This is a genomic window from Pontibacter fetidus (assembly GCF_010119545.1).
Taxonomy (GTDB): Bacteria; Bacteroidota; Bacteroidia; order Cytophagales; family Hymenobacteraceae; genus Pontibacter; species Pontibacter fetidus.
Genome location: NZ_JAAEAA010000019.1, coordinates 48,474 through 75,211, shown reverse-complemented (window position 1 = coordinate 75,211; position 26,738 = coordinate 48,474). Strand labels below are relative to the sequence as shown.

Here is a 26,738-nt window from a genome sequence, read left to right as displayed (position 1 = left end):
CGAAAATCAGGTACCTCACGCAGACAGGCTAGTAAACTTACTTCACTATTTTGCATCTGCTCCCCCTTTCCTAAACATATTAGTTTACGAAAAATAGAACTTAACGGCCCTGCCCCTTTGAAGGGGGACTTTTCTGCCGTTGCCAATTCACAAACTATTGTTCTATAGTTACCGACATAGCACGGACAGGTCGCGACCTGTCCCTACGGAACTATAGCCATGATCAATTTCGAAGCTTACCGTTTCAAACTATAGTTAAGCGGTACATAGTAGAAAGATCACAGTCTTTGGGTTGAGCGCCTCGAGAGGTTCCGGTGCCGCCAGGCATTGCGAGGTACGAGCAAAGGAAGCGAAAGCAGCGCGATGCCCGAAGACGGGGCCTCCCGGCCGTGAGGGCACCAAAGCTCAATTGAAACGATAAGTAATTAGAGCTCTCAGGGATGAAGGTAATTTGAAAGGATAGCGATAGTTTGGCTCGATAATGGAAGATCCTAACTATAGGGCACATAAGATCCCTCGGCTAGCGCTCGGAATGAAAAAAGAGAAACTATAGAACCAGACGCTAGCAGGAGCTGCGCACGCTGCTAGGTCTTTAGCAATTATAATCCATGTAAGATTCCTCGACGTAGCTCGAAATGGCAGGAGTTTGACTGATAACAAAAGAGGAACTATAAATCGGGTAAGGTTTTTCCTAAACCTTTAGTCCACATACCCTTCATAAAAGATCCGGCTTACTTTACCATTCTTCAGGAAGAAGTATAAATGAATAGGAGCACCGTCTTTAGTAGAGGCCACAATTTTTTCAGGCGACTGCTGCAGGTGTACGTTCTGTGCTTTTAGTTTACCGGTCAGTTCCTCCTGGCTCATGCCCACACGTAGGTTGTTACGCAGTGTTATACTGCTGTTCCGGATGTCGGCTACCTGCAATAATAATTTACCAGATTGGGTAGGCGCATAAAGCTCTAACTTAGAGTTTCCGAAACGGATGGTATAAATGGTGTCGGTTACATCGGAGCGGTGCAGGTTCTCGATTGCGTCGGCATCTACCCAGAAATCATCCTGTATCTTGTCGAAATAAGCGCTTAAAGAATTGCTCTGGGCTATGCTGGCTATAAACGGGTTGCCTAAAAAATCTATAGTTGTGGCGGCACGGCGGGTTGTTTTAACAGCTGTGGTATCTATCGGTTGGCGCGTAGTTGGGGCCTCCTCTTCGTCCTGGGGTTGTTCGGTGGTGCAGGCTGTGGCTACCGAATGCACAAAAAACAACAGCGCAAGCAGCCGCAGGCTTAGGGCATACCTATAGTTAAAACTGTTGCAGAGCAGGGTAAGCATAGTAACCGGGGAAAACAGGGTAAGATTTATACCTCACATACGAGAACCAGGTGCTTAAAAGTTTTGCTAAAACCACCTGCTACTATAGTTTCTACGCTGCCCAAAGTATAATTTCGCAGCAAATATGATACAAATATGCAAATACAACAAATAGCGCTGATAACTTGTGAGAGCTTAGGAAATTATACTGCCAACGCTGACTCGGAAGACGAGCGTTTATACCAGTTTTTAAAAGGAAAAGGGCTGCCGGTTAGTTGGCAGGTGTGGGATGATATAACTACAGACTGGAGCCAGTTCGATGCTCTGATCATTAAATCGCCGTGGGATTATTTTGACAAGATAGATGCCTTTTATAGTTGGCTGGATAAAGTAGAAACTGCTGGCTGCAAGGTGCTGAACCCAATAAAGACCGTGCGCTGGAACGCCGACAAACTATACTTTAAAGACCTACAGGCCGAGGGAGTAACTATAGTGCCAACCGTTTGGCTGGAGCAGGGAAGCACCTTTAATGCTGAAGCCGCTTTTGCAGAACTCGGAAGTGATAGAATTATAGTGAAGCCACGCGTAAGCGGCGGTGCCAAAAACACGTTTGCCTTAACTAAAGAAGAAGCGCTGGAAAAGACTACAGAAATAAACCAACTGTTACAGCACGAAGGTTTTTTAGCACAACCGTTCCTGGAAGAAATTAAAGCAGATGGCGAGTGGTCGTTTATTTTCTTTAACGGTGAGTACAGCCACACGGTACTTAAAACCGCCAAGCCCGGCGATTTCAGGGTGCAGCACTTTTTTGGGGGCACTATCCATACGCCTACGCCACCGGCCGCACTCCTGGAAACAGCCCATAATATCGTAGATCGCTTTGCTTCCGACTGCTTGTATGCACGAGTAGATGGCGTTGCTTTGGACAATAAACTTGTACTGATGGAGCTGGAACTGATAGAGCCATTCCTGTTCCTGAGCACTTCAGAAGGGAGCCTGGAACGTTATTACCAGGCCCTGATGACGCTGCTACAATAACTTATACTTTATCTGAAGCATGAAAAATTAACAGTGGCACCTGCGACTCCAGCACCAGCCGTTTGGTTAAGCTGGGGTTTAGCAGGGAGCCAAGCAGCGTCCTGGATCGGGTGGTAAGCGCAATCAGGTCAATGGCCTGTTCGGATACAAATTTTTGCAGCGCATCGGCTACGTCTTCGCCTTCCAGCAGCGTATAGGTCAGGTTAGTGGTGGCTGATTGCTGTAGTTTATTCCTGAGTTCTTCTAATTTGCGGTTATCGCTTTGCGAGGGTTCATCGGCTACATGCACGCATTCTATTACCGGCCCGAAAGGCTGTAACAGTTGCTGCAGGTTTGTTAAGGTTTGGGTGTCTGTTTTGTCGAGGTCGGTGGCGTATAGTACCCGTTTTATAGTGGTGCCTTCATAGGTTTCCGGTATCGTGAGCACGGGCACTTTAATTTCCTGGGCAATATTGGTAGAGATGGAGCCAAAAAAAGTACGGGCCAGGTTCGACTCTCCTTTTGTAGCCATCACCAGCAGGTCCGGTTTAAAACGCTGCACCTCTTCGGGTACCAGGTCCTCGGGCAGGCCATACATAAACACGCGCTCCAGCTGTAGTTGTGGGCTGGGATTTGCTACTTTCAGGGTGTTATATAGTTCGTCCAGCTTTTCCTGTGCATCGGTCTGGTTGCGGCGCAGCACGCGGTCTGTAATTCTGGCTGATGCCGTTTCCCCATCTGTAAAAGCATTATCGGAGTCGGGCTCTTCCAGGTAATCCTGGTAGCAATGCAGCAAAACCATAATGGCCTCCGGGGCCTGTTTTGCAAAGGTAAGCGCATAGTTGCAGGCTTTATAAGAGCTATCGGTAAGGTCTACAGGTACCAGTATTCTGAACATACTTTTTAGGTTTGGGTTAGGCTTAGAGTATACGTGCAGCGCCTCCGGATAAGTTATGTTACAGGCAGTTGGTGCAAACATACATTAGCAAAATCAGATGGTTTAAAAAATTCGGTTATTTTTGTGCACAGATACTGCCTTTCATGCTGAAACGCCTTTTTTTCTACTTCATCGGATTTATAGTGCTGGCAGCACTGGCCTTTTATGGCTTTAGCCGCTGGCAAGCCTCCAGGGAGAAGGTAGACCTGTGGGCTATAGTTCCGGAAAGTGCAGCTATAGTTGTAGAAACCAACGACCACCAGGTACTGGCCAGCCACCTCGACAAAACAGAGCTCTGGCAAAATATGGAAGCGTTGCCGATCATGCAGCAGTTTCAGGAGCAGATGGCCCTGCTCGACAGCGTGTCGCCGGGCAAGCAACGCCTCAACCGCTTCTTCGATAAAAAGAATATCCTTACCTCGGTACACGTAACTGGCAAGCACAGCCTCAATTTTGTTTTTTACATCCCGGTAAATTCTGTGGGCGAGCACCGGTTGCTGCGCACCATCACCGAAAATATTGCCAAAAACCCGAACTTCGAACAGAGCTCGCGCAAGTATAAAGGCGTACTGCTAACCGAAGTAACTTACAAGCCTCTGGACCTGCGCTATACGTACTTTTCGTACCACAACAACATGATTATGAGCGCGTCGCCGGCCTTGATAGAAGAGGTGATCCGGCGTGCCGCCCTGGACAACCCTACTTCGGTAGCCGCAGAATACAAGAGTGCCAATTACCTGGACCAGCCCGATGTGTACGCCAATGTGTATGTAAATAACCGCGAGCTGCCAGATCTGCTCAACCTGTTTCTGAAGGATGACGTGATGCCGCAGGTACAGTACCTGAGCAGCCTGTGCCGCAGCGGTATGCTGCAACTAAAACTGGAGGACGATAAGATATTCCTCAACGGTTTTTCAAACCCTGAAAAGCTGAAAGGCTCCTTAAATAATAACCTGGCTGCTGTTAAACCTAAACCTATACTTGTAAAAGAGTTTCTGCCGACACGCACGGCCGTAATGCTACACTTTGGCGTGCAGCAGATTGCCCGCATCAAACAACAGAAACAAAACACAGCGCCAACGAACGCAACTATAGATAGCCTGGCCACCACCTTTAAGCAGGAATTGGTACTGGCCTATCTCGAATCGAACAGCACCCGCACCAGCCCCGAAAAAGTAGTGTTTGCACGCTCCGGTAACAAAGCACAAACACTGCAGTTACTGCAAAAACTAAACACACAGGCTGCGCCAAAAAGCAGGTTATACGCGGGTGTTTATGGTGGATTCAGAATTCAGCAAATGGCGGTAGCGGAGTTGCCTGAAAAGCTATTTGGCGCCTTGTTTTCGGGTTTTGAGCAGGTATATACTGTAGAGCTTGGTAAGTATATACTGTTTACCGATGAACTGAGCACGGCCCACGCCCTGATAGATGATATACTGGCCGAAAAAGTTTGGAGCAAATCGCCGGTGCAACAGGCGCTGCAGGGCGAAACCTTACAGGAAGCAAATTTCAGCCTGTTTATTAATACCGTAAATGCCTGGTACATTTTAAACCGTTATACTTCCGATGAAGAACGCGAAAGCCTGCTGCAGGCCTCGTCTTTTATCAAGAAGTTTAACCAGGTAGCTGTACAGTATGCCAAAGTAGAGGGGCAGTATTATACCAGCATTGTTTTCCGGAAACAAGAGCGAAGCAACACCCCTGAAAGCAACTATAATGTGGTGTTCTCGATGCCTTTCCGGAGCAAACTGATCTCGCGGCCATACCCAGCCCAAAACGTGATCGACAAGAGCCCGGAAGTTATCGTACAGGATTCGGCTTATATCTTATACAACGTTACCGGCGAAGGAAAACGCACCTGGACCGACAGCCTGGGCAGCAGCGTGCGCGGAAGTATAAAACAACTCCCACTGGGCCCTGAAAAGCGCCTGCGTTATGTGTTTGCTACAGCCAGCCGTATTCATGCCCTCGACAACCAGGCACAGTCCCTGGAGAATTTCCCTTTTAACCTGGCAGACTCCCTGAACATACAGCGCCTGACTATTCTGGATTATAATAAGAACGGCAACTATAACCTGCTGCTCGATGATGACCTGGGCAACCTGTATATGTACGACATCCGGGGCAACGCCATACAAGGCTGGCAACCCCGTAGCCTGGAGTATAAACTGGCCGCCGACCCGCAGCACCTACGCATTGGTGACCGCGATATAATTCTGGTGATGCTTGAAAATGGTTATGTGTATGCGCTTAACAAAAATGGCGATGCATACCAGGGCTTCCCGTTCAGCTTAAAGTCGCCGGTTACTTCGGGGGCTGTTGCCAAAATTGGTACAGACCTGCGCAGAACCGAACTGACGACCGTTACCCGCTACGGCGAAGTAATTACCTTTAACCTGCAGGGCCGCGTGCTGCGCCGCGAAAAACTGCCACGGCCGAGCAAGCGCGCTATGTTTGAGCTGGTGCAGGAAAGTAACGAAGGCAAGTCGTTTGTTTATGTGATGCAGGAACAGGGCAAAGTGGCTGTTTTTGACCAGGAGCAGAAAAAATTATTTGAGAAACGCTTTGTAACGTCGGCTCCTAAACTGGTGCAGTACTTTAACTTCGGCGGCGACAATATCATCTATGCCATAACCGAAACAGGCCCTCAGAAAACATACCTCTACGATGCGGCAGGCAGGCTTATTGGCGGCCAGCCACTGGATAGCAATCAACCGGTTACCATTTACCACAACGAAACAGAAAACACCTTCTCGCTCTACAAAGTATACCGCAAAGAACTACAGAAAGTAAACTTCAGGGTGAAGCGGTAAGTGATTGTTAATTGCTGTTATTGTAGAGACGTAATACTTTGCGACTTCAAATACGTATTCTTATAAACTCCTGAACCAGCCCTTTCGGTAGAAGAAGTATAGCTGGAACAGCACCAACACCAACATCAGCCCTAAAAGTATAGGATACCCATACGGTTGATACAGTTCGGGCATACTCATCGGGAACACTTTCCCTGTCTCAGGGTTCTCGTGCGCAAAGTTCATCCCATAGAGGCCAACTATAAAACTAAGCGGAATAAAAATGGTGGAAATGATGGTAAGCACTTTCATGATCTCGTTCATGCGGTTGCCGACGGTGCTCATGTATAGTTCTACCAGGCTGGATGTCATGTCTTTATGGGAATCCACCAGGTCGATGAGCTGCACCACATGGTCGTAGGCATCCCGGAAGTATACCTTCATATTCTCGGGCACCAGGTTTTCATCCATGCGCAGCAGTTCGTTCAGGTTATCGCGCTCGGGCCAGATAATGCGGCGTAATTTTATCAGTTCACCTTTCAAATTAAGTATCTGGGCCAGTATCCTGCGCGAGGGAGCCACCAACACTTTATGCTCCAACTCATCAATATAGTTGCTGATATCGCCCATTACCGGGAAGTAAAAATCATACACTACATCCAGCATGGCGTATGCGGTATAAATGACTGGCCGGTGCCTGATAAGCCCTTTGCCTTGCCTGATACGCTCGCGCAACGGGTCGAGGCAATCTTCATAATCGCTCTGCAGGGTTAAAATATAGTTTGGCCCGGTAAACAGCGACAGTTGGTCATCGTCTATAGTTTGTAGTGTGTCAGACCAGTTTAACATACGCGTAATGATAAACAACCTGTCGTCGCTGAATTCTTCTACCTTGGGGCGCTGGTAATCATTTATCACGTCTTCTACCTGCAGGGGGTGCAGGCCGAAATCCTTTGTCAGGTGCTCCAGCAGCGAAAGGTCACCGTAGCCGCGTATATCTATCCAATGTTTGGCATCGGGGCGCTCCTTTACCGATTTCAGTAGTTGCCCGTAGTTTTCCAGTTCTTTCTCATCATAAAAGGTCTCGCTAAAACTTACCAGAAAAAAACGGGGCTGCAGCGCTGAAGAAGGTACATACAACGAACCCGGCTTGGCACCAGCTTTCCGTTCGATGATCTTATGACGACGTTTCAGAGCTTTACGTTTAGACATGGAGAAGTTAAAGAAGTTAGAAAGTTTGGAAGTTAGTAAGTTAAAAAGTTTTTGATAAAAGTATAGTTGTCTGATTCAGGATTTACGGGATTACATTGGGTTAGCAGGATCTATAGTTTCGTGGCTTACAAAACGCATCGCATTGCGTCTCTACACTTTTCAAGGGTTATTAAATATAAACCACTTTCTAACTTCCAAGCTTTCTACCTTTCTAACTCTACAATAGCTCCTGAACTTTCGAGCTTGGCGGTAACTTCAGTTTGCAGTTGCTTTCTTACTTCTATAGTTAGCAGGCAGCTAAGCTCAAACTGCTGATTTCGTACATCTAAGTTATACTCTTTTACCAGGCTCATCACGTCGTTCATCTGGGGGTATTCGAAGCGCACCTGCAGTAGTGTGGTTTCGTATTTTTCAATGATGGTGGCTTCGGAAAGGGCATCGGCAGTGGCAGTTTTGTAGGCATTTATCAGCCCGCTTACGCCCAGTTTGGTACCACCAAAATAACGCACTACAACCACCAATACATTACTTAAATCTGCAGACCGGATCTGGCCAAGTATAGGGTCGCCGGCAGAATGGTTGGGTTCGCCATCGTCGTTGGCACGATAGCGGCTTTTATCGGCTCCCAAACTATAGGCATAGCAGTGGTGGCGGGCATCGAAGTATTTTTTGCGCAGTTCGACCAGGTGTTCTTTTATGTCCTCTTCCGAAAATACCGGGTACGCAAACGCCAGGAACTTACTTCCCTTTTCTTTGTAAATGCTTTCGGTGGGCGCAACTATAGTCCGGTAGGTATCCTGTATCATCAAAGCAAATTTGCAATAATTTCCTGATACGAGATAAGTATAAGCGCCAACACAGCCATACCAATACCTAAAATATTTATTCTGGTAAGCTTCTCTCCAAAAAACAGCACCGCACCAATAGCACCGGCAAGTATAATCCCGATGTTATTGACAGGGTATAAAAATGCGCCGTCGTTCCCGAAAGCAGACAGCGCTTTTATCAGGAAATAGATTGAAAAGTAATTTGGGATACCCAGTAAAATGCCAGCCGTTATGCTTTTGCTGTAAAAAGTGGTTTTACCTGAGAGCAGCATAAAACTTAAAACCACCACGCCAACTATAGCCGACCCCGTGAAAGTGACCATGGTAAACTGGCTGGCTTCGTGATGTTGCAACAGGTGCTGGTTGGTATAGTTTATAAGTGAATCGGCAATGCCGCTGTTGAGGAAAATAATAAACGGAAGGAGCAAGGTAAGCAGGGGAGAAGTGCCCTCTTCGTCGGTTTGCTCGCATGGACGGATGGAGGAGAGAACAATTGCTACCAAAGCAGCCACCATACCCGCATAGTTTATAAATGTATAGTCCTTTAAATTGTTCTTTAAGATAAGCAGGCTGAATAATACCGGAATTACCAGCGAGATTTTAGTAGCCACCGAAGCTGCCGTAACGCCTACCTTATGCGTGGTAAGCGCGATCAGGTAAAAGGTACCGATAAAAATAGTGCCCAGCGTAAGCGCATGAACCACCCAGGGCTGCTGCAGCACATTAGTGCTAACCGTACCAGTGCCACCCGAAAACAGGAAACCCACTACTACGCAGGTCAGGTAGTTTACAACGATCGCCTGGAACGTGTGTACCCCGAACCGCTGATACAGTTTAAAAATAAAGACCAGCGACGTACTGGCCACTATGCTGAGAAGCAGGTAAAGCATAAGCTATTTTAAAACAGGAAGCTGCAAATGTAGAACAGGCCAGGCAAAGCACCCGCTGCAAGTATTAGTAAAATTGGTTAAATTAGATTTATTTGCAGCTATACTTAAAACCGGTACACTTTGGCTGATCTTCCATACTTTATTTCTTTTGAAAAAACAGGTAGTGCTGCCGAAGGATTGCTTACGTCCACACAGTATGCTGATAAGTTACCGTTTGCCGTTAAGCGGGTTTTCTGGATACAAGGCACACCGCCTGCTGTTACCCGCGGCCACCACGCTAATAAAACCACCAAAGAAGTTTTAATTGCGCTAACCGGAACTATAAAAGTAAAAGCAGAAACAAGCACTGGTGTAAACGAGTTTATACTTTCTGGTTCTGACAAAGGCTTGTACATACCCGCACTGTGCTGGACCGAACTGACCTTTACCGAAGGAACTATAGCTTTATGCCTGGCCAGCACCGATTACGATGAAATGGATTACCTCCGGGATTATACCGAGTATAAACAACTGAACGGTAAACTATAGTTATGCAGGTACCTTACGTTGCTTTCAGGGATTGGCCAGTAGGTATAACCCAGCAGGTAGAGCAAGAGGTTACGCGTGTATTGCGCGAGCAACAGTTTATACTTGGGCCTGATGTACAAACTTTTGAAGATGCCTTTGCAAAGTTCCTGGGTGCCGGTTTTGCAATAGGAGTGGGCAGTGGTTTTGATGCGTTGGTGCTGGCTTTGAAAGCAGTTGGCGTTGGTCCCAGCGACGAGGTTATCATTCCGGCGAACACCTTTATTGCCACCGCCAATGCCGTTGCGCAACTTGGTGCCACACCTGTACTTGCCGAGCCCGACAAACTAACCTATAACCTGACTGCCGATACTGCAGCAAAACTGATCACAACCAAAACAAAAGCTATAGTTCCAGTGCATTTGTATGGACAAACCTGCCAGATGGATGAGTTAATGGAGCTATGCGAAAGCTATAGTTTAAAACTTGTAGAAGATGCGGCACAGGCACATGGGGCTACCTATAAAAACCAGTTTGCAGGCACATTTGGGGATGCCGCCGCGTTTAGTTTTTACCCCACCAAAAACCTGGGTGCTGTAGGTGATGGCGGAGCCGTAGTAACCTCAAATCCGGAGTTGGCATCTTTTGTAAGTATGTACCGCAACTATGGTCAGCAAGAAAAATACCACCACCAACTGGTTGGTATAAACTCCCGGCTCGACACCTTACAGGCAGCAGTTTTACGAATAAAATTAAAGTATTTGCGACAGCAGAACAAAGAGCGCCAGCGGCTGGCAAACCAATATTTGAAGGAGTTACAAGGTATAGGTGATCTTATGCTTCCGGTTACAGCTGAGTATTGCAGTCACGTTTATCACATCTTCAACATCCGTACTTCGCGGCGTAATGAGCTAAAAAATTACCTGCAGCAAAAGGGCATACAAACAGCTATACATTACCCGGTTCCCATTCACCTGCAGCCAGCCTATAGTTACCTGAAGTATAAAAAAGGCAGCTTAACCATTACAGAAGAAGTAGCCAACACCAGCCTGAGTCTCCCGCTTTTCCCTGGCCTGTCAAAAGCTGAACAGGAGTATATAATTCAGAGTGTTAAAGCCTTTTTTCTGAATCAGGATTTTTAGGATTTAGTTGGATTAACAGGATTTATAGCGTGTTCAGCTCTTTTTACCTCACCCCAGCCCTCTCCTAAAAACAGGAGAGGGAGTTTAAGCCTTGCTATAGCTTAATTTATAGTTCTATAGTTACAGTCCATCCACGGACAGGTCGCGACCTGTCCCTACGGAACTGTAGCCACGATCAATCTCGAAGCTTACCGGTACAAGCTATAGTTAGCGTGAAATAGTAGAAAGATCACAGTCTTTGGGTTGAGCGCCTCGAGAGGTTCCGGTGCCGCCAGGCATTGCGAGGAACGAGCAAAGGAAGCGAAAGCAGCGCGATGCCCGAAGACGGGGCCTCCCGGCCGTGAGGGCACCAAAGCTCAGTTGAAACTATAGGCGAGTAAAGCTCCCAGGAATACAAGTAGTTTGAAAGGGTAGCTTGGTTCAGATAGCAAGTAATGTCAACTATAAGACACATAAGATCCCTCGACTATTATCGGAATGACAATTGATCAACTATAGCATTAGACGCTAGCAGGAGCTGCGCACGCTGGTAGGTCTACAGCAACCAAAAGGTATATGAGATTGCTATCTTTTCTCGAAATGACAAATAAATCTAAAACGGCAACTAAAAACTTATACTTATCTTCGTAATCCATGCTGCAACCACTCGTTACAATCATCTGCCTGTGCTACAACCACGAGCGCTTTTTAAAAGAAGCACTTGATTCCGTTTTAGCCCAGACTTATAGCAACCTGGAGATAATTATAGTGGATGATAGCAGCACCGATAATAGTCCTGAAATCGTAAAAGAATACTGCCAAAAATATCCACAACTCACTTATATCAATACTGGCCAAAACGTGGGTAACACCAAAGCCTTTAACATGGGTTGGCGTGCCTCTAAAGGGAAGTTTGTAATAGATTTTGCAACCGACGATGTATTGTTGCCTGACCGAATTGAAAGGCAAGTAGCAGCCTTTACAAAACTTGATAAAACTTATGGTGTAGTTTATTCAGATGCCGAATATATCAACGATAATTCAGAGCATTTGTACTACCATAGCGCGAAGTATAAATCTGCCCCGGATGGTGATGTTTTTACAGAAGTTTTAGGTCGTTATTTTATCTGTCCGCCTACTATGATGATGCGCCGAAGCGTATTAGAAGAGCTGGGAGGCTATGATGAAAACCTGGCCTACGAAGACTTCGATTTCTGGGTGCGATCGGCGCGCAACTGGAAGTATAGCTACCAACCAATAGTAACCACAAAACGGCGCCTGCACCCAAAATCACTTTCTCGACAATATTATACTTCTGAAGGACGTATGTTGCAGTCAACTATAAAAGTATGCGAAAAAGCTGCCAACCTAGTTAAAACAGAAACTGAAAAAGCAGCTCTTATAAAACGGTTGAAGTATGCGATTAGGCATGCCTATTTTACCAGCCACTTCGTCGAAACAACACAATTCCTGGAACTGCTCAGGCAATTACAAGAACAGCCAGGTTTTATGTATGAAGTTATCAAGTTGCTGAATAACAACAAGATAAATTTTAAGATTTTGCGACAATTTTACATAAGCCTGCGTTACGGTAAACAAGCTTAGTGAATTAATTGATTATATATAGTGTTCTATTTTTTATGAGATTTCTACGTTAAACACTTTCTGTTTTTTTCGTAGACATTTTATAGGAGGCAACAAAGAAGCTTACTCCCTGATTAACTAATTGTTAAGTAGCCTGCCATTTTTTGGCATTAATCACTATATTTGATCTTTAATATAAACACCTAAGTATGATAACAGCCATTGCCTCCCGCGTCGAAGTCATGAAATGGATGGAAGACTTTGTTCAGGAAAAGATGACAGAGTTTTTGAAATCTGTGGAAGACAGCTGGCAACCTCAGGACTTACTGCCTGATGCCCGTATGGAAAATTTCTTTGAAGAGATCAAGAATCTACAGGAGCGTGCCCGTGATCTTTCTTACGACCTGCTTGCCGTGCTTGTAGGCGATACCATTACCGAGGAGGCATTGCCAACATACGAAAGCTGGCTGATGAGCATAAAGGATGTACCAAGCAACGAGGATAGCCCATGGATGAAATGGAACCGTGCCTGGACAGCTGAAGAGAACCGCCACGGTGACCTGCTAAACAAATACCTGTACCTGACTGGCCGTATCAATATGCGCGAGATGGAGGCTTCTACGCAATACCTGATCGCGGATGGTTTTGACCTGCAGACTGATAATGACCCATATCGTGCTTTCGTTTATACTTCGTTCCAGGAGACAGCTACCAACCTTTCGCACCGCCGCGTAGCCCAGATTGCTAAGAAGCAAGGCGATGGTATGCTCGCAAAACTTTGCGGGTATGTAGCTTCTGATGAAGCCCGCCATGCAAAAGCGTACAAGGCGTTTGTAGGTAAGATTTTTGAAGCTGACCCGAACGAAATGATGCTGGCATTTGAGGACATGATGCGCAAGAAGATTGTAATGCCTGCCCACTACATGCGCGAGCTTGGTGTGGATATGGGTAAAACATTCGGTCACTTTACAGATGCCGCCCAGCGAATAAATGTTTACACTGCTCTGGATTATACTGATATACTTTCTGATTTAGTGAAAGAGTGGAAACTGGAAGCAGTAACTGGCCTTAACGATGCAGGTGAACGTGCCCGCGAATACTTAATTGCTCTGCCAGACCGTTTAAAGCGTGTAGCAGAGCGTATGCGCGCACCGCAACTGGAGTATAAATTCCGTTGGATTGACTAAATAGCGAAAGCTTAAACTATAAAAAAGGGCAGGTTGCATCAGCAGCCTGCCCTTTGTGTTTTACCTTCCCCAAACCCCTTCCTAAAAACAGGAAGGGGAGTTCTTGAAGTAGGATATAATTACATTCTTTACTGCTGTTATATTCTCCAATACTTCATAATTTCTGAACCTAAGTACAGTATAGTTCCAGTTTTTGAGTGTTTCATCTCTTAGTTTATCATTCGCTGAAGCTTCTGGCGTATCATGTACAGAACCGTCTACTTCAATCACTAAACGCTCAGTTGCACAGTAAAAATCAACTATAAAATTTTCAATACTATGCTGTCGTCTGAATTTTCGACCGGCAAGTTTCCAACTGCGGAGCTCCTGCCAAAGCACTTCTTCTGCAAACGTCATCGAATTTCGAAGTACAGTTCGCTTCTCTTTTAGGTGTGGTAAACTATGTAATTGATCTTTCCTCATCTTCCTGTTTTGGCCACCAACATCAGGTAGATACAAAACTGTTCCTCATAAAACCAGAGAATCTCCCCCTCCTGTTTTTAGGAGGGGGCCGGGGGGAGGTAATTCACGTATACCTAACAAAATGCGACTAGCGTTGTTATCTACACAATACATTACTTTATTATGGCTTTAGGGTACAGATTTGCAGAATTTATTCCGCCGGAGAATGATAAGCCGACCTTCGAAACGTTGCTTAAGATTTTCCTGCAGTTGGTAACTATAAGCTCCGGCGACGTAGCCGAAGCGCTCTCGTGGCTTAGCTCCCTGGATAAACAGTATAATCTAACCAGCGACGAGTATGGCATCGGCGATTTTATTGAAGACCTGAAACGAAAAGGTTACCTGGACGAAAATCCACAGGAACGAGGCAGCTTTACGCTTAGTGCTAAGAGCGAGCAAGGCATCAGGCGAAGCGCGCTGGAAGAGATTTTTGGGAAGCTGAAGAAAGGCGGGCAAGGCAGCCATGCTACCCCACATACAGGCATCGGCGAAGAAGCCAGCACCGACCAGCGCGAGTACCGTTTTGGCGACGCATTAGAGCAGATCTCCATGACCGAATCTATCCGGAATGCACAGGTAAACCACGGACTCGGCGAGTTTCGGTTAACCGAGCAAGACCTGGAAGTAACCGAAACGGAACACAAAACGCAGGCTTCTACGGTGCTGATGATCGACATCTCGCACTCTATGATCCTGTACGGCGAAGACCGCATTACACCTGCCAAGAAAGTAGCCATGGCGCTGGCCGAACTTATCAAACAAAAATACCCTAAGGATACGCTGGATATTATAGTTTTCGGGAATGATGCCTGGCAGATAGAAGTAAAGGATCTGCCTTACTTAGAAGTTGGCCCTTACCACACCAATACCGTAGCCGGCCTAGAACTGGCTATGGATATCTTGCGGAAACGTAAGACACAAAACAAGCAGATATTTATGATCACCGATGGCAAGCCAACCTGCCTGAAAATTGGCTTGAACTACTATAAGAACAGTTTCGGGCTGGACCGTAAAGTGGTGAATAAAACCCTGAACCTTGCCGCGCAGTGCCGTCGCTTAAAAATCCCGATAACTACTTTTATGATCGCATCAGACCCATACCTGCAACAGTTCGTAGATGAGTTTACAAAAGTGAATAACGGCCAGGCTTACTATAGTTCGCTTAAAGGCTTAGGCCACCTGGTGTTCCGCGACTATGGACGCAACCGGAAGAAAAGCTTTTAAAATTAAAGAGTTAATGAAGTTAGAAGGTTAAAAAGTTGAAAATGTAGAGACTCAATACGTTGCGTCTTATTTGCTACAATAGAATACATAAATCCAAAAACACCCCTTCCTGTTTTTAGGAAGGGGTTGGGGGAAGGTAAAAATGAACTATAAAGACATACCAGCAGAGAACTTACTGAAAATAAAAACATTGGGACAACTGAAAGCAGCCGGCTACGAACCACAGTCGGTGAAACAGGAGTTACGCCATAACTTAATTAAAAAACTTCAGCAGAAAGAGGATGTTTTTCCGGGCATCTGGGGCTATGAGGAAACCGTGATTCCGGACATGCAGCGGGCTATACTTTCGATGCACCACATAAACCTGCTTGGTTTGCGAGGGCAGGCTAAAACACGTATCGCCCGTCAGATGATTGACTTGCTGGATGAATACATACCTGTAGTGCAAGGTTCTGAGCTGAATGACGACCCGCTGCAGCCACTCTCGCGCTATGCCAAAGATTTGGTGCACGAGCATGGCGACGATACACCTGTTAGCTGGCTGCACCGCGACGAGCGATATACTGAGAAACTGGCCACTCCGGATGTATCGGTAGCAGACCTGATTGGCGATGCTGATCCTATAAAAGCCGCAACCTTAAAACTTCCTTATTCTGATGAACGCGTGATCCATTTTGGGTTGATACCGCGTTCGCACCGCGGCATTTTTGTTATAAATGAGTTACCCGATCTACAGGCGCGCATACAGGTTTCATTGTTCAATATTCTGCAGGAAGGTGATATTCAGATCCGTGGGTTTAAAGTGCGTATGCCGCTGGATATACAATTTGTGTTCACCGCTAACCCTGAGGATTATACTAACCGCGGCTCCATCGTTACACCGCTCAAAGATCGCATCGAATCACAGATCATCACGCACTACCCTAAAACTATAGAAACTGGCAAGAAAATAACCCAGCAGGAGGCCAGGGTAAAAGATGAACAGCATGAACTGGTTAAAACCAACGATATTATAGGTGACCTGATTGAGCAAGTGGCTTTTGAAGCCCGCGAAAGTGAATATGTAGATCCTAAAAGTGGGGTGTCGGCACGTTTAACCATATCTGCTTTCGAAAATTTATTGAGTGCTGCCGAGCGCCGTGCCTTGCTGAATGGCGAGAAAACAACCTATGTGCGTGTGGCCGATTTCCTGAACACGATACCATCGGTAACGGGTAAAGTAGAACTGGTGTATGAAGGCGAGCAGGAGGGAGCGGGCCATGTGGCACAGGTACTGATGGGCAAAGCCATCCGGACGCAGTTTCTGAAATACTTCCCCGACCCGGATAAAGTTAAGAAAGCCAAGCAGCCAAGCCCTTATAAAGCGATAACCGATTGGTTTGGGGATGGAAATACCGTGGATATACTAAACGATGCTACCGCTGCTGACTATAAAAAGACCCTGAAACGTGTGCCTGGCCTGGAAGAACTGGTTGAAAAACAGCAACCCAATGCAAAAGGCGATGAGAAACTGTTTATGATGGAATTTGCCCTGCACGGGTTGGCCGAACACAGCCAGTTAAGCAAAAGTCGCCTGAGCACCGGTTTACAGTTTAAAGACCTGCTGAGTGGAATGTTTACCATGCCCAGGTTCGGGGCAGAAGACGAAGACGAGGATCAGTTTTAAAGTATAGGATGTAAGTATGAAAGTATAGAGGTACGAGCTTTAATTATTTGACTGGCGCGAGCGTCCTCGCTCGTGTCTAACTATAGTTGGGCCTCTGGCCCAGTTGAGTCAGAGACTCAACATTACTGCAAGTCACGAGTCTGGAGACTCGCGCCAGTTATAAAAGTATCGTTAACCTTACTTCTTTATAGCTTTCACCGAATACACTAAAGGCATTATTCCTTCCAGATCCTTAATTCTATACTTTGCTCCATCCTGCACCATATCCCTAAAAATGTTGTAAGGCGAGTGATCGTATTCCTGGAAATCAATTAGCTCCATGCCATTATGTAATATAAAACCAATTACATCGCTGAGCGGGTGGTTCCAGGTATAGGAGTTATTTTTGATAGGGGCGTTTTTGTCGGCGTAAGTGCCTTCTTCCATTTCCACGATCGGGCCCAGGTTAAAGTAAGAGTAAGCTATCTTTTCCTGGTTATTGTCGAACATCCAGATAAACGGATGAAACTCTATGAGGTAAAATTCCCCGCCGGGTTTTAAGAATTTGCTTACTATACTCGCGAAAGCATTCATGTCGGGATGCCAGCCAATTACGCCGTACGAGCAGAACACCATATCCAACTGCTCATCCAGGTACTTGTCCAGTTCCAGCACGTTGCAGCACATAAACCGGGCATCCAGGTTAAGTTCTGCGGCCAGCTCTTTTGCTTTCCGGATAGCTACTTCCGAAAGGTCTACTCCCGTAACTTTGGCACCCATACGCGCCAGCGACAACGTATCTTGCCCAAAATGGCATTGCAAGTGTAAAATGCGCTTGCCTTTTACATCGCCCAGCAACGCCAGCTCTATTTCGTTTAGCGAGTTACGGCCAGCTTTAAAAGATGCTACATCGTAAAATTCAGAATCTACGTGGGTGGCCGTGCGGGTGTCCCAAAGCTCTTTGTTTACGGCAAGGTAATTTTCAGTCATAGTTTTATACTTTATAGTTGGGGTATCAATTAACTGCTGTACAAGTGCAGTTCTTCCTCGCTGTTGGGTAGGTAGAATGGTTTTACATATTGTAACCCGATCTTTTTTAGCAGCTTCACCGATCGGTCGTTACTAGGTAACACAATAGCGCCCATTTTAGGTATGTTTAGTTGCTCTTTGGCGTAAGCCATAGTTGCAGCTGCACATTCGTAGGCATACCCAAAACCGTTATACTCTGGCAGAAAAGCGAAACCAATATCAGGAGTATCCAAGGCCTCGCGGTTAATGATGCCGCACGAGCCTATGGCCTGCCCGTCATCTTTCCGCTCGACCAACCAGGAACCGTAGCCATTTACCTCATAGCTTTTTAAGATATTGTTTTGTAGATACGCTGTGGCCTGTTCTATCGTACGTACATTTCTGTCGCCGATGTACTGCAACCATCCCGGACTGTTTAAAAGTGCAACTATAAAATCTGCATCAGCTAAAGTAAACTCCCGGAGTCGGAGCCGTTCGGTTTCTAAAATGTAGTTCATAGTTTGGGTGGGTGGATTATAGTTTGTAACGGTGCTGGTGCAGCCGATGGGCGTGGCGTAGCCAAACATAAAGGCTGCATTGGGTTAGGTGAGGCTATTTTTTATAGCCTTCCCAAACTCAGATAATGTTTTTTTACTGAATCCCTTCGGGTTACCAAGATTGACAGACAAGCCTATTACATCAATTCCTTTGTAGTCAAAAATCCAGTATTTAGAAGAACTATTTCTACCATTTTCTGTCAAAGCATTGAAGGTATATTCTTCTCCAATGTTTGAGATATTCCAAAACCTTGTCAAATAATTTAAATTGGTGCGTCCAAACACAATAATCTTATTTGGATTTATCTCTGTAATTAATCTATCTAGAAAATTTCTAGCCCAATCGTTTTTGAAGATATATTTTTCTGATTCTACTAGTATTGAGGTAAAATCAGATATTGTAGGGAATGGCATTAAATCAATGTGCAGGCATTGATATCTTTTCTCTCCTTCATAGTATGAACCATCCAAAGCATTAATGAATCCTTCTACATTATAAGATGAATCGTTCCCAGATGCTTTTTTCCCAAACCATTTATAAGGGTTCCTTTTGAAATAATCGTTGTAACTGATGAATATCTCTTCTTTAAGAGAGGGGTTCTCAAGTATATGTGTCCAGTCTTGTTCATTGCTTAAAACCTTAAACCTGCTCAATCTTTCATCAATATATTCCAGATTGCCACCGCTATTAAGTCGTTCTTGAGCCTTAAACTTATTCTCCTTCAAGAACTCCTCCCTTGATGGGTTTGCACCGATGGTCACTATCTTTTCCTTTGGTGAAAGGTTGTTCCCAAACCACAAAACAGGCGGTGCTTTCGATAAAAGTTCATTCACGAGTTCTTGCTGCTTGCCTAACTCAATTAATTTTTTCGTGGCATCATCTAAGAGGGTAGTATATTTTTCCATTTGTATTTGAAAATCAGTTAAAATTATAGAGTTATACTTGCTTAAGTTTCATCAAGAATTTACTTGTAGTAGTTAGACCTTTGGAGTATTTGATAATCTCTTTCATGTTAATATCGCACCATTTTTTTATCTGATTTATTATGATTGGTGTTATAAACTCCTCATTAATTTGACCAATCACTTGGTAATCTGGAAGAGTCATAACAAAAAAGTAATTGCTAGAGATACGATTAGGAATGTTACTTACTTTTATTCTAAAACCATTTGGATTCGGCCCAGTCCATACTATCAGATTTTCTATTCCTGTTTCATTTTGAGAAAAGCTATCCATGTACAAGAATTCATTATGATGCCAGCTATCTTCATATAAGAATTCCTTATTCCTTTTGCTAAGTCTATGGTACTTCCTAATTCTTTTTAAGCGCTTCATAAGATAAGTTTTGCTGATTATACTCAAGCATTAACTGAAGTTACATTTTGAAGCACCGATGTCGCATGTTATAAGATTATAAAGGGTTCAACATGCGTTAGCTGTTAATCGCCAATTCCATTCTCTTTTAAATACTGTATGTAGTTTGTCAAAAGGCCTTTGATTTGTTGAGCCGCAATTGGATTGGCAGAATGAACTTTAAATTTCAAATTTCTTAAATCAAGTCCCGATTCATAAACTAACCACTTTGCAGCGGCATATCCATCAGGTGCTAATTCTCCGGTCTCCTCTAACCCTAAGTCATTGTCAAAGCTTATAAATTCAGGCAGTCCTTTAGACTGGATGTAACTTACAAATTCGTAGTATGTCCTAACGATTATAAATTCTTTATCCATAGCCTTATCATAGACCATTTCAATTGTTCGTATATCATCAAGAAAGAGCTTTTTCATTATAGTCTCACCTAACTACCAGATAAACGAAAACATACACTTATCTGCACTATATCTGTAGTAGCTATAGTTTATACTTAGCTAAAATAGTAAATTCTCTATACTTAATCCCTATCCTAACTATAGTTTAGCCTGACCGAACTTATAAGCCATAAAAAAAGCTGCTCGGTTAAGAGCAGCTTTTTAGTTTCGTAAGCGAAGGATTATTCCTCAGTTACTACAATCTTCTCAATCTTATCGTTGGCTTTGATCTGGTCGATCACGTCCAGGCCCTCAACCACTTTACCGAAGCAGGTATGGTTACGGTCTAAGTGTGCGGTGTTTTTACGGCTGTGGCAGATAAAGAACTGCGAGCCACCTGTGTTGCGGCCTGCATGCGCCATGCTCAGCACACCACGGTCATGGAACTGATTGTCGCCGGTTAGTTCACAATCAATTTTATAACCCGGTCCGCCAGTGCCTGGCACGCCTTTTGCGCCTTCACGCGAGTTAGGGCAGCCACCCTGTATCACGAAATCAGGAATAACCCGGTGAAACGTTAGGCCATCGTAAAAGCCGTCTTTCGCTAGTTTTATAAAGTTGTCAACTGTTTTAGGGGCGTCTTTTTCGTAGAATTCTACTTTCATTACGCCTTTACCAGTATGGATTTCTGCGGTTTTCATGCGATTTGCTGTTTAATTGTAAAACATGATCTAAAAACAAAAGTACGGATTTTATAGTTTAAGAAGACCATAAACCCTGATGTTAAAGGGAATTGATCCGGTGGCAGGATCTTCAGAAAACAAACATTCTATGAGAACTATAGCTATAAGTAAGTTAGCCTGCTGCTTACTATTAAGTATATTTTTGTCGGGGTGCGGCTCTGAGAGCCAGCGCGAAAACAGTACCATGAGCGAAGCCAGTGCTAAAGAAACAGCCCAGGCCCTGGCCAACCAGCCAGTACCGGTAACTACCGATACCGAAAACAAATCGCTGAAAACTATAACAGACCAGGCAGCCGCTGACCCTGAATTAAGTATTTTTGCGAAGGCATTTGAAGTATCTGGCCTTGCTAAAACCTTAAACAGCACAGGACCTTATACAGTTTTTATGCCCTCTAACGAGGCGTTTGAAGCTTTGCCGGGCAGTACGTTAGATGACCTGATGAAACCCGAAAACAAACAACAACTAGCTGCTATACTTAACAGCCACATTGTAGCCGGCAAACTCGATACTGCTACCTTACAGCATGGCTCTAAAATAAAAACGCTTGGTAATGAGCAACTGGAGGTTTCGAAGCAGCAGGATTTGGTGATGATAAACGGAGCTGAAATAAAGAAAGCCAATATTTTAAGCAGCAACGGTGTAATCCATATGATAGATAAGGTACTGGTACCTGAAAAGCAGTAAACCTTATAGCTAAAAAGGATTCGTTGCCCACACGGTCAGTTCAGGTATAAAGCCCCTGTTATCCATCTCCAAAGCACTTTTAATTGCCCATGCTATTTCCTGGCCGCGTAGTTTGTTAGGTTGTGCATGGCGTTCTTCCCTGTTCTGGTTGCCAAAAGCAGTAGTTACCTCGCTGGGGTTTATGAGCATTACGCGCACATTATGCTTCCGGAGTTCGGCCTGCCAGCTTTGGGTCATGCTGCGTAATGCCGCTTTAGATGAGGCATATACCGAGCCGCCTTCGTAGCCTTTGGTTGCAGCCGTAGACCCAATGTTTATGATATTGCCATAGTTCTGTTTCTTGAAGATCTTGGCTGCCTCTGAAGCCATCATGGCCGCCCCGATCACATTTACCCGGTATACCTGCTCAAAGTCTTCCGGGGTCAGCTCATCCAGGGGTTTGTAAATTCCGATACCGGCATTGTTTATCAGGGCATCCAGTTTGCCAAATTCCTGGGTAAAAGTTCTGAAAGTGTGTCTTATATCGCCAATATCGGCAACGTCGGCGGTAATGGGCAAGGCGCCCAGTGTGTGCGCTGCTTTGTGTGTCCGCTTTTCGTCGCGGCCAGTTATAGCTACATTTGCACCGTTTTTAATAAGTAGGTCGGCCGTAGCAAAACCAATGCCCAGTGTGCCGCCGGTTATCAGTATGTTTGCGTTGTTCAGTTTCATAGCTATAGTTTATAGTTGCTTATATAAACTGCTAACGCATTGTGTGGGTGAGGGTTAAATTGTCTGAATCAGGATCCTCAGGATTTAAAAGGATGGGCAGGATCAAGGCCTTGAGGTATCTTGTCCTTAAGTTCGAAATCCCTTTCTTGTCATCCCAAGCGTCAGTCGAGGGAGCTTATATGTCTTATAGTTTAGGGCCTTGCAACTGGAAATAAGACGCAAAATTTTGCGTTTCTGCATTTTTAACTTTCTAACTTATACTTTTCTAACTTTTTAACTCCAAAATCACTTCCGATTATCGTCGCCCATGAGCATGCTCAGGTAGCTCTCGTAGCGGGTCAGGGAAATTTCGTTGTGGCGTACGGCCTCTACTATAGCGCAACCGGGTTCGTTAAAATGTGTGCAGTTATTAAAGCGGCACTGGTTCATACGTTCGCGCATCTCCGGAAAAAAATGGCTTAGCTGGCTTTTCGGGATATCAACTATACCCAGCTCCTTGATACCAGGTGTATCAATAATAAAGGTCTCATTGTCGATCTCAAACATTTCAGCAAACGTGGTGGTATGCACGCCTTTATCAGAGAAATCAGAAATTTCAGAAGTTTTCAGCTCCAGGTCCGGAACTATAAGGTTGATAAGCGTGGATTTGCCTACACCGGAGTGACCCGAAAGTAAGGTTGTTTTGCCGTGGAGCAGGCTGTTCATTTCCTCTATGCCTTCGTTGGTCTTAGCCGAAACTGTTATGCTGCTGTAGCCGATCTGCTGGTACATGTGGCTGATCTGGCGCTGGTAATCGCGCATCTCTTCGTCGTACAGGTCGGTTTTGTTGAAGACAAGTATCGTCGGGATGTCGTAAGCTTCGGCGGTAACCAAAAAGCGGTCTATAAAACCGAAGGATGTGCGGGGCGAAACCAGGGTAACTATAAGCAGCGCCTGGTCCAGGTTGGCTGCGATGATATGCGAGTAGGCTGTTTTGTGCGTGCTCTGGCGGATGATGTAGTTTTCGCGTTCTTCAATTTTATGGATCACGGCAGTGTCTTCGCCGGTTGTCTCCACGTCAAATTCTACGCGGTCGCCGACGGCCAGCGGGTTGCTAACTTTCAGGCCTTTTATCTTAAACTTACCGCGCAAACGAGCACGGTGCAGCTTGCCTTCCGCATCCCGAACCAAATACCACGACCCCGTCGATTTAACTACAACTCCTTTCATTTTATCTTTTTAACAGGCGCTGTATATCGGCCATAATTTGTGTGGTGGCGCCTGCCTGCTCTTGTACGTATTGTTTTTCAGTGTCGGTTATAGTTTGGCGCGCTCTGGGTGTGGTATGTACTTTTTCAAAAGCAGCCAGCAGCTCATCCGAATTATTTACCGGAAAGGCACAACCCAGTTTTACCAGGTCCACGGCCTCCTGAAACTTGCCATACTTTGGCCCGAAAAACAGCGGCAACCCGAACACAGCAGCTTCTAACGTGTTATGTAATCCTTTGCCAAAAGCACCGCCAATGTAAGCGTACGTGCCATAACTATAGAGCGCCGACAGCATCCCAATGTTATCGATCACCAGCACGCTATTGTTGGCTATATTTGTCGCGTCAGCCTGAGAGAAACGTACAGCACCTTCACCTATAGTTTGCATCAGGGTTGCAATGCCATTTTCGTGGATCTCGTGTGGCGCAATAATAAACTTTATAGTTGGTTTATGCTTCCGGATAAGCGGTAACAGTACTTCAATATCCGCTGGCCAGCTGCTGCCCACCATAAACACCTCGCTACCACGGGTAAAGGCATCTACCAACGGTATTGGTTTTATAGTGGCGGCTGTCTGCAGCACCCTGTCGAAGCGCGTGTCGCCGGCTATAGTTGCCTGGGTTATACCTATCGTTTGCAGCAGCTCCAGCGATGTCTGGTTTTGGGTGTAAATGTGCGTAAAGCGGCGCAGCATATTGCGGTTGAACTCTCCGTAAGGTTTAAAGAAAACCTGCTCTTCCCGGAAAATAGCTGAAATAGAAAGTATCGGAATATGGCGCTGCTCCAGCTCCTGCAGGTAATAATGCCAGAACTCGTACTTTACAAACACTGCCAGTTTCGGCTGAACTATAGAAATGAACTTACGGGCATTAGCAGCGCTATCCAGCGGCAGGTAGAAGATAAAATCGGCACCGCTATAGTTTTTGCGCACTTCGTAACCGGAAGGGGAGAAGAAGGTTAGCAGCACTTTATACTCCGTGAACTCGGCTTTAAACGCTTCAATTACCGGGCGGCCTTGCTCAAACTCACCTAACGACGCACAATGAAACCACACCACCGGCGCTGTGTTACCGACAAAAGCCTGCTGCAACTTTTCAAACTGGTTTTCACGGCCTTGTAGCATCAGTTTCGCCTTCTGGTTAAAAGGTGCCGCCACGGTCAGTAGTCCGTTGTAAGCTTTCAGCCCGATGTCGTAGAGTAGTTTCAAAACTATAGTTCGTGTTCTGCTGCAAATATAGCGGTTTAGGCGGCAATAGTTTAGCCCGGCGCCATCTCGGCCAACTATAGTTGCGTACTATGCTTACCCTAAACAGCAGTGGCAGCATGGCAGACAATAGCAACAAGGAAATAAAAATAGCAGTTTTCGACCTGAACAAGACCTTCTATAACAAGAGCTCCAAAGACGAATTCTTTAAGTTTATCAGCACTAAAAAGCCGCACAAAGTCGCTTATTATGTGCAGATGCTCTACTATAAAGCACTGCTCAAAATGCACCAGATCAGGCAAACAGAGTTTAAAGAGAACTTTTTTAATTACCTGGATAACATCCCACCCAAGCAGGTGAAAGCTTATGCCAGAGAGTTCTGGGAGCAGGAGTACCCAGAGAATTTTAACCAGGAAATAAAGGAACGACTGGATAAACTGAAAAAGGATGGTGTACAGGTTTTCTGTGCTACCGGCGGGCTGGAAATTTATGTCGAGCCGCTGTTTGAACTATACAAGATTGATGGGTTCTTCGGGACGAAGGCAAACTATACTGACAACACGTATCTGGTGGATGGCAAAGCCTGCAAGAATGAAGAAAAGATTGCTCGTTTAGATGAGCATTTCGGGGATAAAAAGTATAGAATTGTAGAAGCTTATTCCGACGACAAAGAAGAAATTGTAAAGCAAGCCGACAAAGCCTGGTTGGTAAAAGATGGAGAGCTAAAACCCTATAAAAAGCAGACCTAAACTATAGTTTACCTGATGGGGATAGATATTAAATGTTCTATATTTGGAAACAGAACGATCATCTAACCATATAAACTATACCATGGCAACCATCAGCCCTTACCTGACCTTTGCAGGCAACTGCGAAGAAGCATTCAATTTTTACAGATCTGTTTTCGGTGGCGATTTCCCGTACGTGGGCCGCTTTAAAGACATGCCGTCTGAGCAGCCAATTCCGGAATCAGAAGGCGACAAGATCATGCACATTTCGCTACCGATCAGCAAGGAAACTACTTTAATGGGATCAGATTCGTCCGAAGCGTTTGGCCATGCCACGGTAATGGGCAACAACTTCTCTATCTCCATCAACGCCGAAAACGAAGACGAAGCCAAGCGCCTTTTTGATGGCTTATCAGAAGGAGGAAATGTAACGATGGCTTTGAACAAAACATTCTGGGGTGCGCTGTTCGGTATGTTCACCGATAAATTCGGTATCCAGTGGATGGTGAACTATGACTACGAGCAGAAACACTAAACTATAGTTTACAATGAAGATACTACTGGTAATTGGGGCAGGCAGTTTTATAGGTGGCGTTGGGCGTTACCTGTTATCGCAGCTTATACAATCAAAAAGCCTGACCCAATTTCCGGTTGGTACGCTGGTAGTAAATATACTTGGCTGTTTCCTGATCGGGGTGGTGTTTGGCCTTTTTACCAAAGGCACTTTATCAGATGAATGGCGCTTTTTCCTGGTGACCGGCGTATTGGGTGGCTTTACCACGTTCTCGGCTTTCTCCGGCGAAACGATAAGCTTGCTACAAGGCGGTCAGTACTGGCCGGCTATCATTTATGTACTGGCAAGCGTATTGCTCGGGTTGCTGGCTACATTTTTAGGGTTGTGGTTAGTTAAGCTAGCGTAAAAATCAGTTCAGAAAACCTTCCATACTTCGGAATACAGCCACCATGGCCTGCCCTCTTTCCGACAGGGTATATTCAATGTGCAGCGGTTTTTCCTGAACTATAGTTTTCACCAGGATATCTGATTCTTCCATTTCCTTCAGCGCTGTAGCCACCGACTGCTTGTTGGAGCCCGGCAACTGGCGCAGTAAACTGTTAAACCGCACCGGTCCTTCCAACGCCAATCTAAAGATCTGCGGCTTCCATTTTCCGGATAATTGCTTTAAAATGTTCTCGGCGGGGCAGCTCGGATCGCCTTGTGAAAAATTGTTGGTAGTCATGTTTTTTTGACTAATTGACTCTCCCTTATTATAGTTCGACCTTTGTAAAAGTAGTTCAATGCAGCCTGTTAGCTACTACATTAACAGGTTATTTTTTACAATGTTTAACGATAAA

28 protein-coding genes are annotated in these 26,738 nt (G+C 45.3%); 12 read left to right on the top strand and 16 right to left on the bottom strand.

The annotated features are described in order from the left end of the window. Positions 1-699: 699 nt before the first annotated feature. Positions 700-1,332 carry a hypothetical protein gene (locus tag GWO68_RS14330; protein ID WP_162347149.1) on the bottom strand — a complete coding sequence of 211 codons (633 nt, stop codon included), beginning with the start codon at positions 1,330-1,332 and terminating at the stop codon, positions 700-702. A 135-nt stretch (positions 1,333-1,467) separates the two neighbouring features. Here GWO68_RS14330 and GWO68_RS14325 point away from each other — a divergent pair, with 135 nt between their 5' ends. Next, on the top strand, positions 1,468-2,349 hold the full coding sequence (locus tag GWO68_RS14325) for an ATP-grasp domain-containing protein (protein WP_235942077.1): 882 nt from the start codon (positions 1,468-1,470) through the stop codon (positions 2,347-2,349). A 1-nt stretch (position 2,350) separates the two neighbouring features. Here GWO68_RS14325 and GWO68_RS14320 read toward each other — a convergent pair whose 3' ends face one another. Continuing rightward, complete coding sequence (locus GWO68_RS14320) at positions 2,351-3,226, bottom strand: universal stress protein (RefSeq protein ID WP_162347148.1); 876 nt, start codon at positions 3,224-3,226, stop codon at positions 2,351-2,353. 143 nt (positions 3,227-3,369) lie between these two features. Between GWO68_RS14320 and GWO68_RS14315 the strand changes: the two genes are divergently transcribed. Further along, positions 3,370-6,078 carry a hypothetical protein gene (locus tag GWO68_RS14315; protein WP_162347147.1) on the top strand — a complete coding sequence of 903 codons (2,709 nt, stop codon included), beginning with the start codon at positions 3,370-3,372 and terminating at the stop codon, positions 6,076-6,078. Positions 6,079-6,138: 60 nt separating this feature from the next. Here the strand turns inward: GWO68_RS14315 and corA are convergent, their stop codons facing one another. The 3 genes from corA to GWO68_RS14300 form a co-directional block, all read right to left on the bottom strand. Further along, positions 6,139-7,269 (bottom strand): magnesium/cobalt transporter CorA, encoded by a 1,131-nt coding sequence (gene corA / locus GWO68_RS14310; RefSeq protein ID WP_162347146.1) that lies wholly within the window; start codon positions 7,267-7,269, stop codon positions 6,139-6,141. Between the two features lie 203 nt (positions 7,270-7,472). Next, on the bottom strand, positions 7,473-8,072 hold the full coding sequence (locus GWO68_RS14305; RefSeq protein WP_162347154.1) for an IMPACT family protein: 600 nt from the start codon (positions 8,070-8,072) through the stop codon (positions 7,473-7,475). A gap of 2 nt (positions 8,073-8,074) precedes the next feature. Further along, entirely contained in the window at positions 8,075-8,986 is a 912-nt protein-coding gene (locus GWO68_RS14300) for a hypothetical protein (RefSeq protein ID WP_162347145.1), read from the bottom strand. Between the two features lie 120 nt (positions 8,987-9,106). Between GWO68_RS14300 and GWO68_RS14295 the strand changes: the two genes are divergently transcribed. The 4 genes from GWO68_RS14295 (at position 9,107) to GWO68_RS14280 (ending at position 13,382) form a co-directional block, all read left to right on the top strand. Then, on the top strand, positions 9,107-9,514 hold the full coding sequence (locus GWO68_RS14295) for a sugar 3,4-ketoisomerase (RefSeq protein WP_162347144.1): 408 nt from the start codon (positions 9,107-9,109) through the stop codon (positions 9,512-9,514). A 2-nt stretch (positions 9,515-9,516) separates the two neighbouring features. After that, the gene (locus tag GWO68_RS14290) at positions 9,517-10,632 is read left to right on the top strand and encodes a DegT/DnrJ/EryC1/StrS family aminotransferase (protein WP_162347143.1); all 1,116 of its coding nucleotides are present in this window, start codon (positions 9,517-9,519) and stop codon (positions 10,630-10,632) included. 633 nt (positions 10,633-11,265) lie between these two features. After that, positions 11,266-12,216 (top strand): glycosyltransferase family 2 protein, encoded by a 951-nt coding sequence (locus GWO68_RS14285; protein ID WP_162347142.1) that lies wholly within the window; start codon positions 11,266-11,268, stop codon positions 12,214-12,216. Positions 12,217-12,404: 188 nt separating this feature from the next. Continuing rightward, positions 12,405-13,382: an acyl-ACP desaturase gene (locus GWO68_RS14280; RefSeq protein WP_162347141.1), complete on the top strand. Its 978-nt coding sequence runs from the start codon at positions 12,405-12,407 to the stop codon at positions 13,380-13,382. 81 nt (positions 13,383-13,463) lie between these two features. Here GWO68_RS14280 and GWO68_RS14275 read toward each other — a convergent pair whose 3' ends face one another. After that, the gene (locus tag GWO68_RS14275) at positions 13,464-13,844 is read right to left on the bottom strand and encodes an endonuclease domain-containing protein (protein WP_162347140.1); all 381 of its coding nucleotides are present in this window, start codon (positions 13,842-13,844) and stop codon (positions 13,464-13,466) included. A 162-nt stretch (positions 13,845-14,006) separates the two neighbouring features. On the opposite strand from GWO68_RS14275, the gene GWO68_RS14270 reads away from it, so the two are divergent. Continuing rightward, positions 14,007-15,107 carry a vWA domain-containing protein gene (locus GWO68_RS14270; RefSeq protein ID WP_162347139.1) on the top strand — a complete coding sequence of 367 codons (1,101 nt, stop codon included), beginning with the start codon at positions 14,007-14,009 and terminating at the stop codon, positions 15,105-15,107. A 142-nt stretch (positions 15,108-15,249) separates the two neighbouring features. Further along, a complete protein-coding gene (locus GWO68_RS14265) occupies positions 15,250-16,773 on the top strand; it encodes a sigma 54-interacting transcriptional regulator (protein WP_162347138.1) in 1,524 nt (507 codons plus the stop codon). Between the two features lie 177 nt (positions 16,774-16,950). Here GWO68_RS14265 and GWO68_RS14260 read toward each other — a convergent pair whose 3' ends face one another. The 6 genes from GWO68_RS14260 to GWO68_RS14235 all read right to left on the bottom strand — a co-directional run bounded on the left by GWO68_RS14260 (position 16,951) and on the right by GWO68_RS14235 (position 20,767). Next, positions 16,951-17,742 (bottom strand): class I SAM-dependent methyltransferase, encoded by a 792-nt coding sequence (locus GWO68_RS14260; RefSeq protein ID WP_162347137.1) that lies wholly within the window; start codon positions 17,740-17,742, stop codon positions 16,951-16,953. A gap of 29 nt (positions 17,743-17,771) precedes the next feature. After that, positions 17,772-18,278 (bottom strand): GNAT family N-acetyltransferase, encoded by a 507-nt coding sequence (locus GWO68_RS14255; RefSeq protein ID WP_162347136.1) that lies wholly within the window; start codon positions 18,276-18,278, stop codon positions 17,772-17,774. Positions 18,279-18,362: 84 nt separating this feature from the next. After that, positions 18,363-19,223: a hypothetical protein gene (locus GWO68_RS14250; RefSeq protein WP_162347135.1), complete on the bottom strand. Its 861-nt coding sequence runs from the start codon at positions 19,221-19,223 to the stop codon at positions 18,363-18,365. Positions 19,224-19,254: 31 nt separating this feature from the next. Next, complete coding sequence (locus GWO68_RS14245; RefSeq protein WP_162347134.1) at positions 19,255-19,653, bottom strand: hypothetical protein; 399 nt, start codon at positions 19,651-19,653, stop codon at positions 19,255-19,257. A 104-nt stretch (positions 19,654-19,757) separates the two neighbouring features. Then, the gene (locus GWO68_RS14240; protein ID WP_162347133.1) at positions 19,758-20,105 is read right to left on the bottom strand and encodes a cyclic-phosphate processing receiver domain-containing protein; all 348 of its coding nucleotides are present in this window, start codon (positions 20,103-20,105) and stop codon (positions 19,758-19,760) included. A 203-nt stretch (positions 20,106-20,308) separates the two neighbouring features. Then, positions 20,309-20,767 (bottom strand): peptidylprolyl isomerase, encoded by a 459-nt coding sequence (locus GWO68_RS14235; protein ID WP_162347132.1) that lies wholly within the window; start codon positions 20,765-20,767, stop codon positions 20,309-20,311. 79 nt (positions 20,768-20,846) lie between these two features. Between GWO68_RS14235 and GWO68_RS14230 the strand changes: the two genes are divergently transcribed. Further along, positions 20,847-21,494 carry a fasciclin domain-containing protein gene (locus GWO68_RS14230; protein WP_162347131.1) on the top strand — a complete coding sequence of 216 codons (648 nt, stop codon included), beginning with the start codon at positions 20,847-20,849 and terminating at the stop codon, positions 21,492-21,494. Positions 21,495-21,503: 9 nt separating this feature from the next. On the opposite strand, the gene GWO68_RS14225 is transcribed toward GWO68_RS14230, so the two are convergent. The 3 genes from GWO68_RS14225 to GWO68_RS14215 all read right to left on the bottom strand — a co-directional run bounded on the left by GWO68_RS14225 (position 21,504) and on the right by GWO68_RS14215 (position 24,660). Next, on the bottom strand, positions 21,504-22,205 hold the full coding sequence (locus tag GWO68_RS14225; protein ID WP_162347130.1) for an SDR family oxidoreductase: 702 nt from the start codon (positions 22,203-22,205) through the stop codon (positions 21,504-21,506). Positions 22,206-22,490: 285 nt separating this feature from the next. Continuing rightward, entirely contained in the window at positions 22,491-23,414 is a 924-nt protein-coding gene (gene rsgA / locus GWO68_RS14220; RefSeq protein WP_162347129.1) for a ribosome small subunit-dependent GTPase A, read from the bottom strand. Position 23,415: 1 nt separating this feature from the next. After that, positions 23,416-24,660: a 3-deoxy-D-manno-octulosonic acid transferase gene (locus GWO68_RS14215; protein WP_162347128.1), complete on the bottom strand. Its 1,245-nt coding sequence runs from the start codon at positions 24,658-24,660 to the stop codon at positions 23,416-23,418. Between the two features lie 116 nt (positions 24,661-24,776). On the opposite strand from GWO68_RS14215, the gene GWO68_RS14210 reads away from it, so the two are divergent. The 3 genes from GWO68_RS14210 to crcB all read left to right on the top strand — a co-directional run bounded on the left by GWO68_RS14210 (position 24,777) and on the right by crcB (position 26,305). Further along, positions 24,777-25,406 (top strand): HAD family hydrolase, encoded by a 630-nt coding sequence (locus tag GWO68_RS14210; RefSeq protein ID WP_235942076.1) that lies wholly within the window; start codon positions 24,777-24,779, stop codon positions 25,404-25,406. Positions 25,407-25,488: 82 nt separating this feature from the next. Continuing rightward, a complete protein-coding gene (locus GWO68_RS14205; RefSeq protein ID WP_162347126.1) occupies positions 25,489-25,920 on the top strand; it encodes a VOC family protein in 432 nt (143 codons plus the stop codon). Between the two features lie 13 nt (positions 25,921-25,933). Next, positions 25,934-26,305 (top strand): fluoride efflux transporter CrcB, encoded by a 372-nt coding sequence (crcB, locus tag GWO68_RS14200; RefSeq protein WP_162347125.1) that lies wholly within the window; start codon positions 25,934-25,936, stop codon positions 26,303-26,305. A gap of 3 nt (positions 26,306-26,308) precedes the next feature. Here the strand turns inward: crcB and GWO68_RS14195 are convergent, their stop codons facing one another. Then, on the bottom strand, positions 26,309-26,623 hold the full coding sequence (locus GWO68_RS14195; protein ID WP_162347124.1) for a winged helix-turn-helix transcriptional regulator: 315 nt from the start codon (positions 26,621-26,623) through the stop codon (positions 26,309-26,311). Positions 26,624-26,738: the final 115 nt, after the last annotated feature.

Coding starts and splice junctions, on each gene's coding strand:
- GWO68_RS14330 (WP_162347149.1), bottom strand. CDS start 1,332: ATGCTTACCCTGCTCTGCAACAGTTTTAACTATAGGTATGCCCTAAGC.
- GWO68_RS14325 (WP_235942077.1), top strand. CDS start 1,468: ATGCAAATACAACAAATAGCGCTGATAACTTGTGAGAGCTTAGGAAAT.
- GWO68_RS14320 (WP_162347148.1), bottom strand. CDS start 3,226: ATGTTCAGAATACTGGTACCTGTAGACCTTACCGATAGCTCTTATAAA.
- GWO68_RS14315 (WP_162347147.1), top strand. CDS start 3,370: ATGCTGAAACGCCTTTTTTTCTACTTCATCGGATTTATAGTGCTGGCA.
- corA (WP_162347146.1), bottom strand. CDS start 7,269: ATGTCTAAACGTAAAGCTCTGAAACGTCGTCATAAGATCATCGAACGG.
- GWO68_RS14300 (WP_162347145.1), bottom strand. CDS start 8,986: ATGCTTTACCTGCTTCTCAGCATAGTGGCCAGTACGTCGCTGGTCTTT.
- GWO68_RS14290 (WP_162347143.1), top strand. CDS start 9,517: ATGCAGGTACCTTACGTTGCTTTCAGGGATTGGCCAGTAGGTATAACC.
- GWO68_RS14285 (WP_162347142.1), top strand. CDS start 11,266: ATGCTGCAACCACTCGTTACAATCATCTGCCTGTGCTACAACCACGAG.
- GWO68_RS14280 (WP_162347141.1), top strand. CDS start 12,405: ATGATAACAGCCATTGCCTCCCGCGTCGAAGTCATGAAATGGATGGAA.
- GWO68_RS14275 (WP_162347140.1), bottom strand. CDS start 13,844: ATGAGGAAAGATCAATTACATAGTTTACCACACCTAAAAGAGAAGCGA.
- GWO68_RS14270 (WP_162347139.1), top strand. CDS start 14,007: ATGGCTTTAGGGTACAGATTTGCAGAATTTATTCCGCCGGAGAATGAT.
- GWO68_RS14265 (WP_162347138.1), top strand. CDS start 15,250: ATGAACTATAAAGACATACCAGCAGAGAACTTACTGAAAATAAAAACA.
- GWO68_RS14260 (WP_162347137.1), bottom strand. CDS start 17,742: ATGACTGAAAATTACCTTGCCGTAAACAAAGAGCTTTGGGACACCCGC.
- GWO68_RS14255 (WP_162347136.1), bottom strand. CDS start 18,278: ATGAACTACATTTTAGAAACCGAACGGCTCCGACTCCGGGAGTTTACT.
- GWO68_RS14250 (WP_162347135.1), bottom strand. CDS start 19,223: ATGGAAAAATATACTACCCTCTTAGATGATGCCACGAAAAAATTAATT.
- GWO68_RS14245 (WP_162347134.1), bottom strand. CDS start 19,653: ATGAAGCGCTTAAAAAGAATTAGGAAGTACCATAGACTTAGCAAAAGG.
- GWO68_RS14240 (WP_162347133.1), bottom strand. CDS start 20,105: ATGAAAAAGCTCTTTCTTGATGATATACGAACAATTGAAATGGTCTAT.
- GWO68_RS14235 (WP_162347132.1), bottom strand. CDS start 20,767: ATGAAAACCGCAGAAATCCATACTGGTAAAGGCGTAATGAAAGTAGAA.
- GWO68_RS14230 (WP_162347131.1), top strand. CDS start 20,847: ATGTTAAAGGGAATTGATCCGGTGGCAGGATCTTCAGAAAACAAACAT.
- GWO68_RS14225 (WP_162347130.1), bottom strand. CDS start 22,205: ATGAAACTGAACAACGCAAACATACTGATAACCGGCGGCACACTGGGC.
- rsgA (WP_162347129.1), bottom strand. CDS start 23,414: ATGAAAGGAGTTGTAGTTAAATCGACGGGGTCGTGGTATTTGGTTCGG.
- GWO68_RS14210 (WP_235942076.1), top strand. CDS start 24,777: ATGGCAGACAATAGCAACAAGGAAATAAAAATAGCAGTTTTCGACCTG.
- GWO68_RS14205 (WP_162347126.1), top strand. CDS start 25,489: ATGGCAACCATCAGCCCTTACCTGACCTTTGCAGGCAACTGCGAAGAA.
- crcB (WP_162347125.1), top strand. CDS start 25,934: ATGAAGATACTACTGGTAATTGGGGCAGGCAGTTTTATAGGTGGCGTT.
- GWO68_RS14195 (WP_162347124.1), bottom strand. CDS start 26,623: ATGACTACCAACAATTTTTCACAAGGCGATCCGAGCTGCCCCGCCGAG.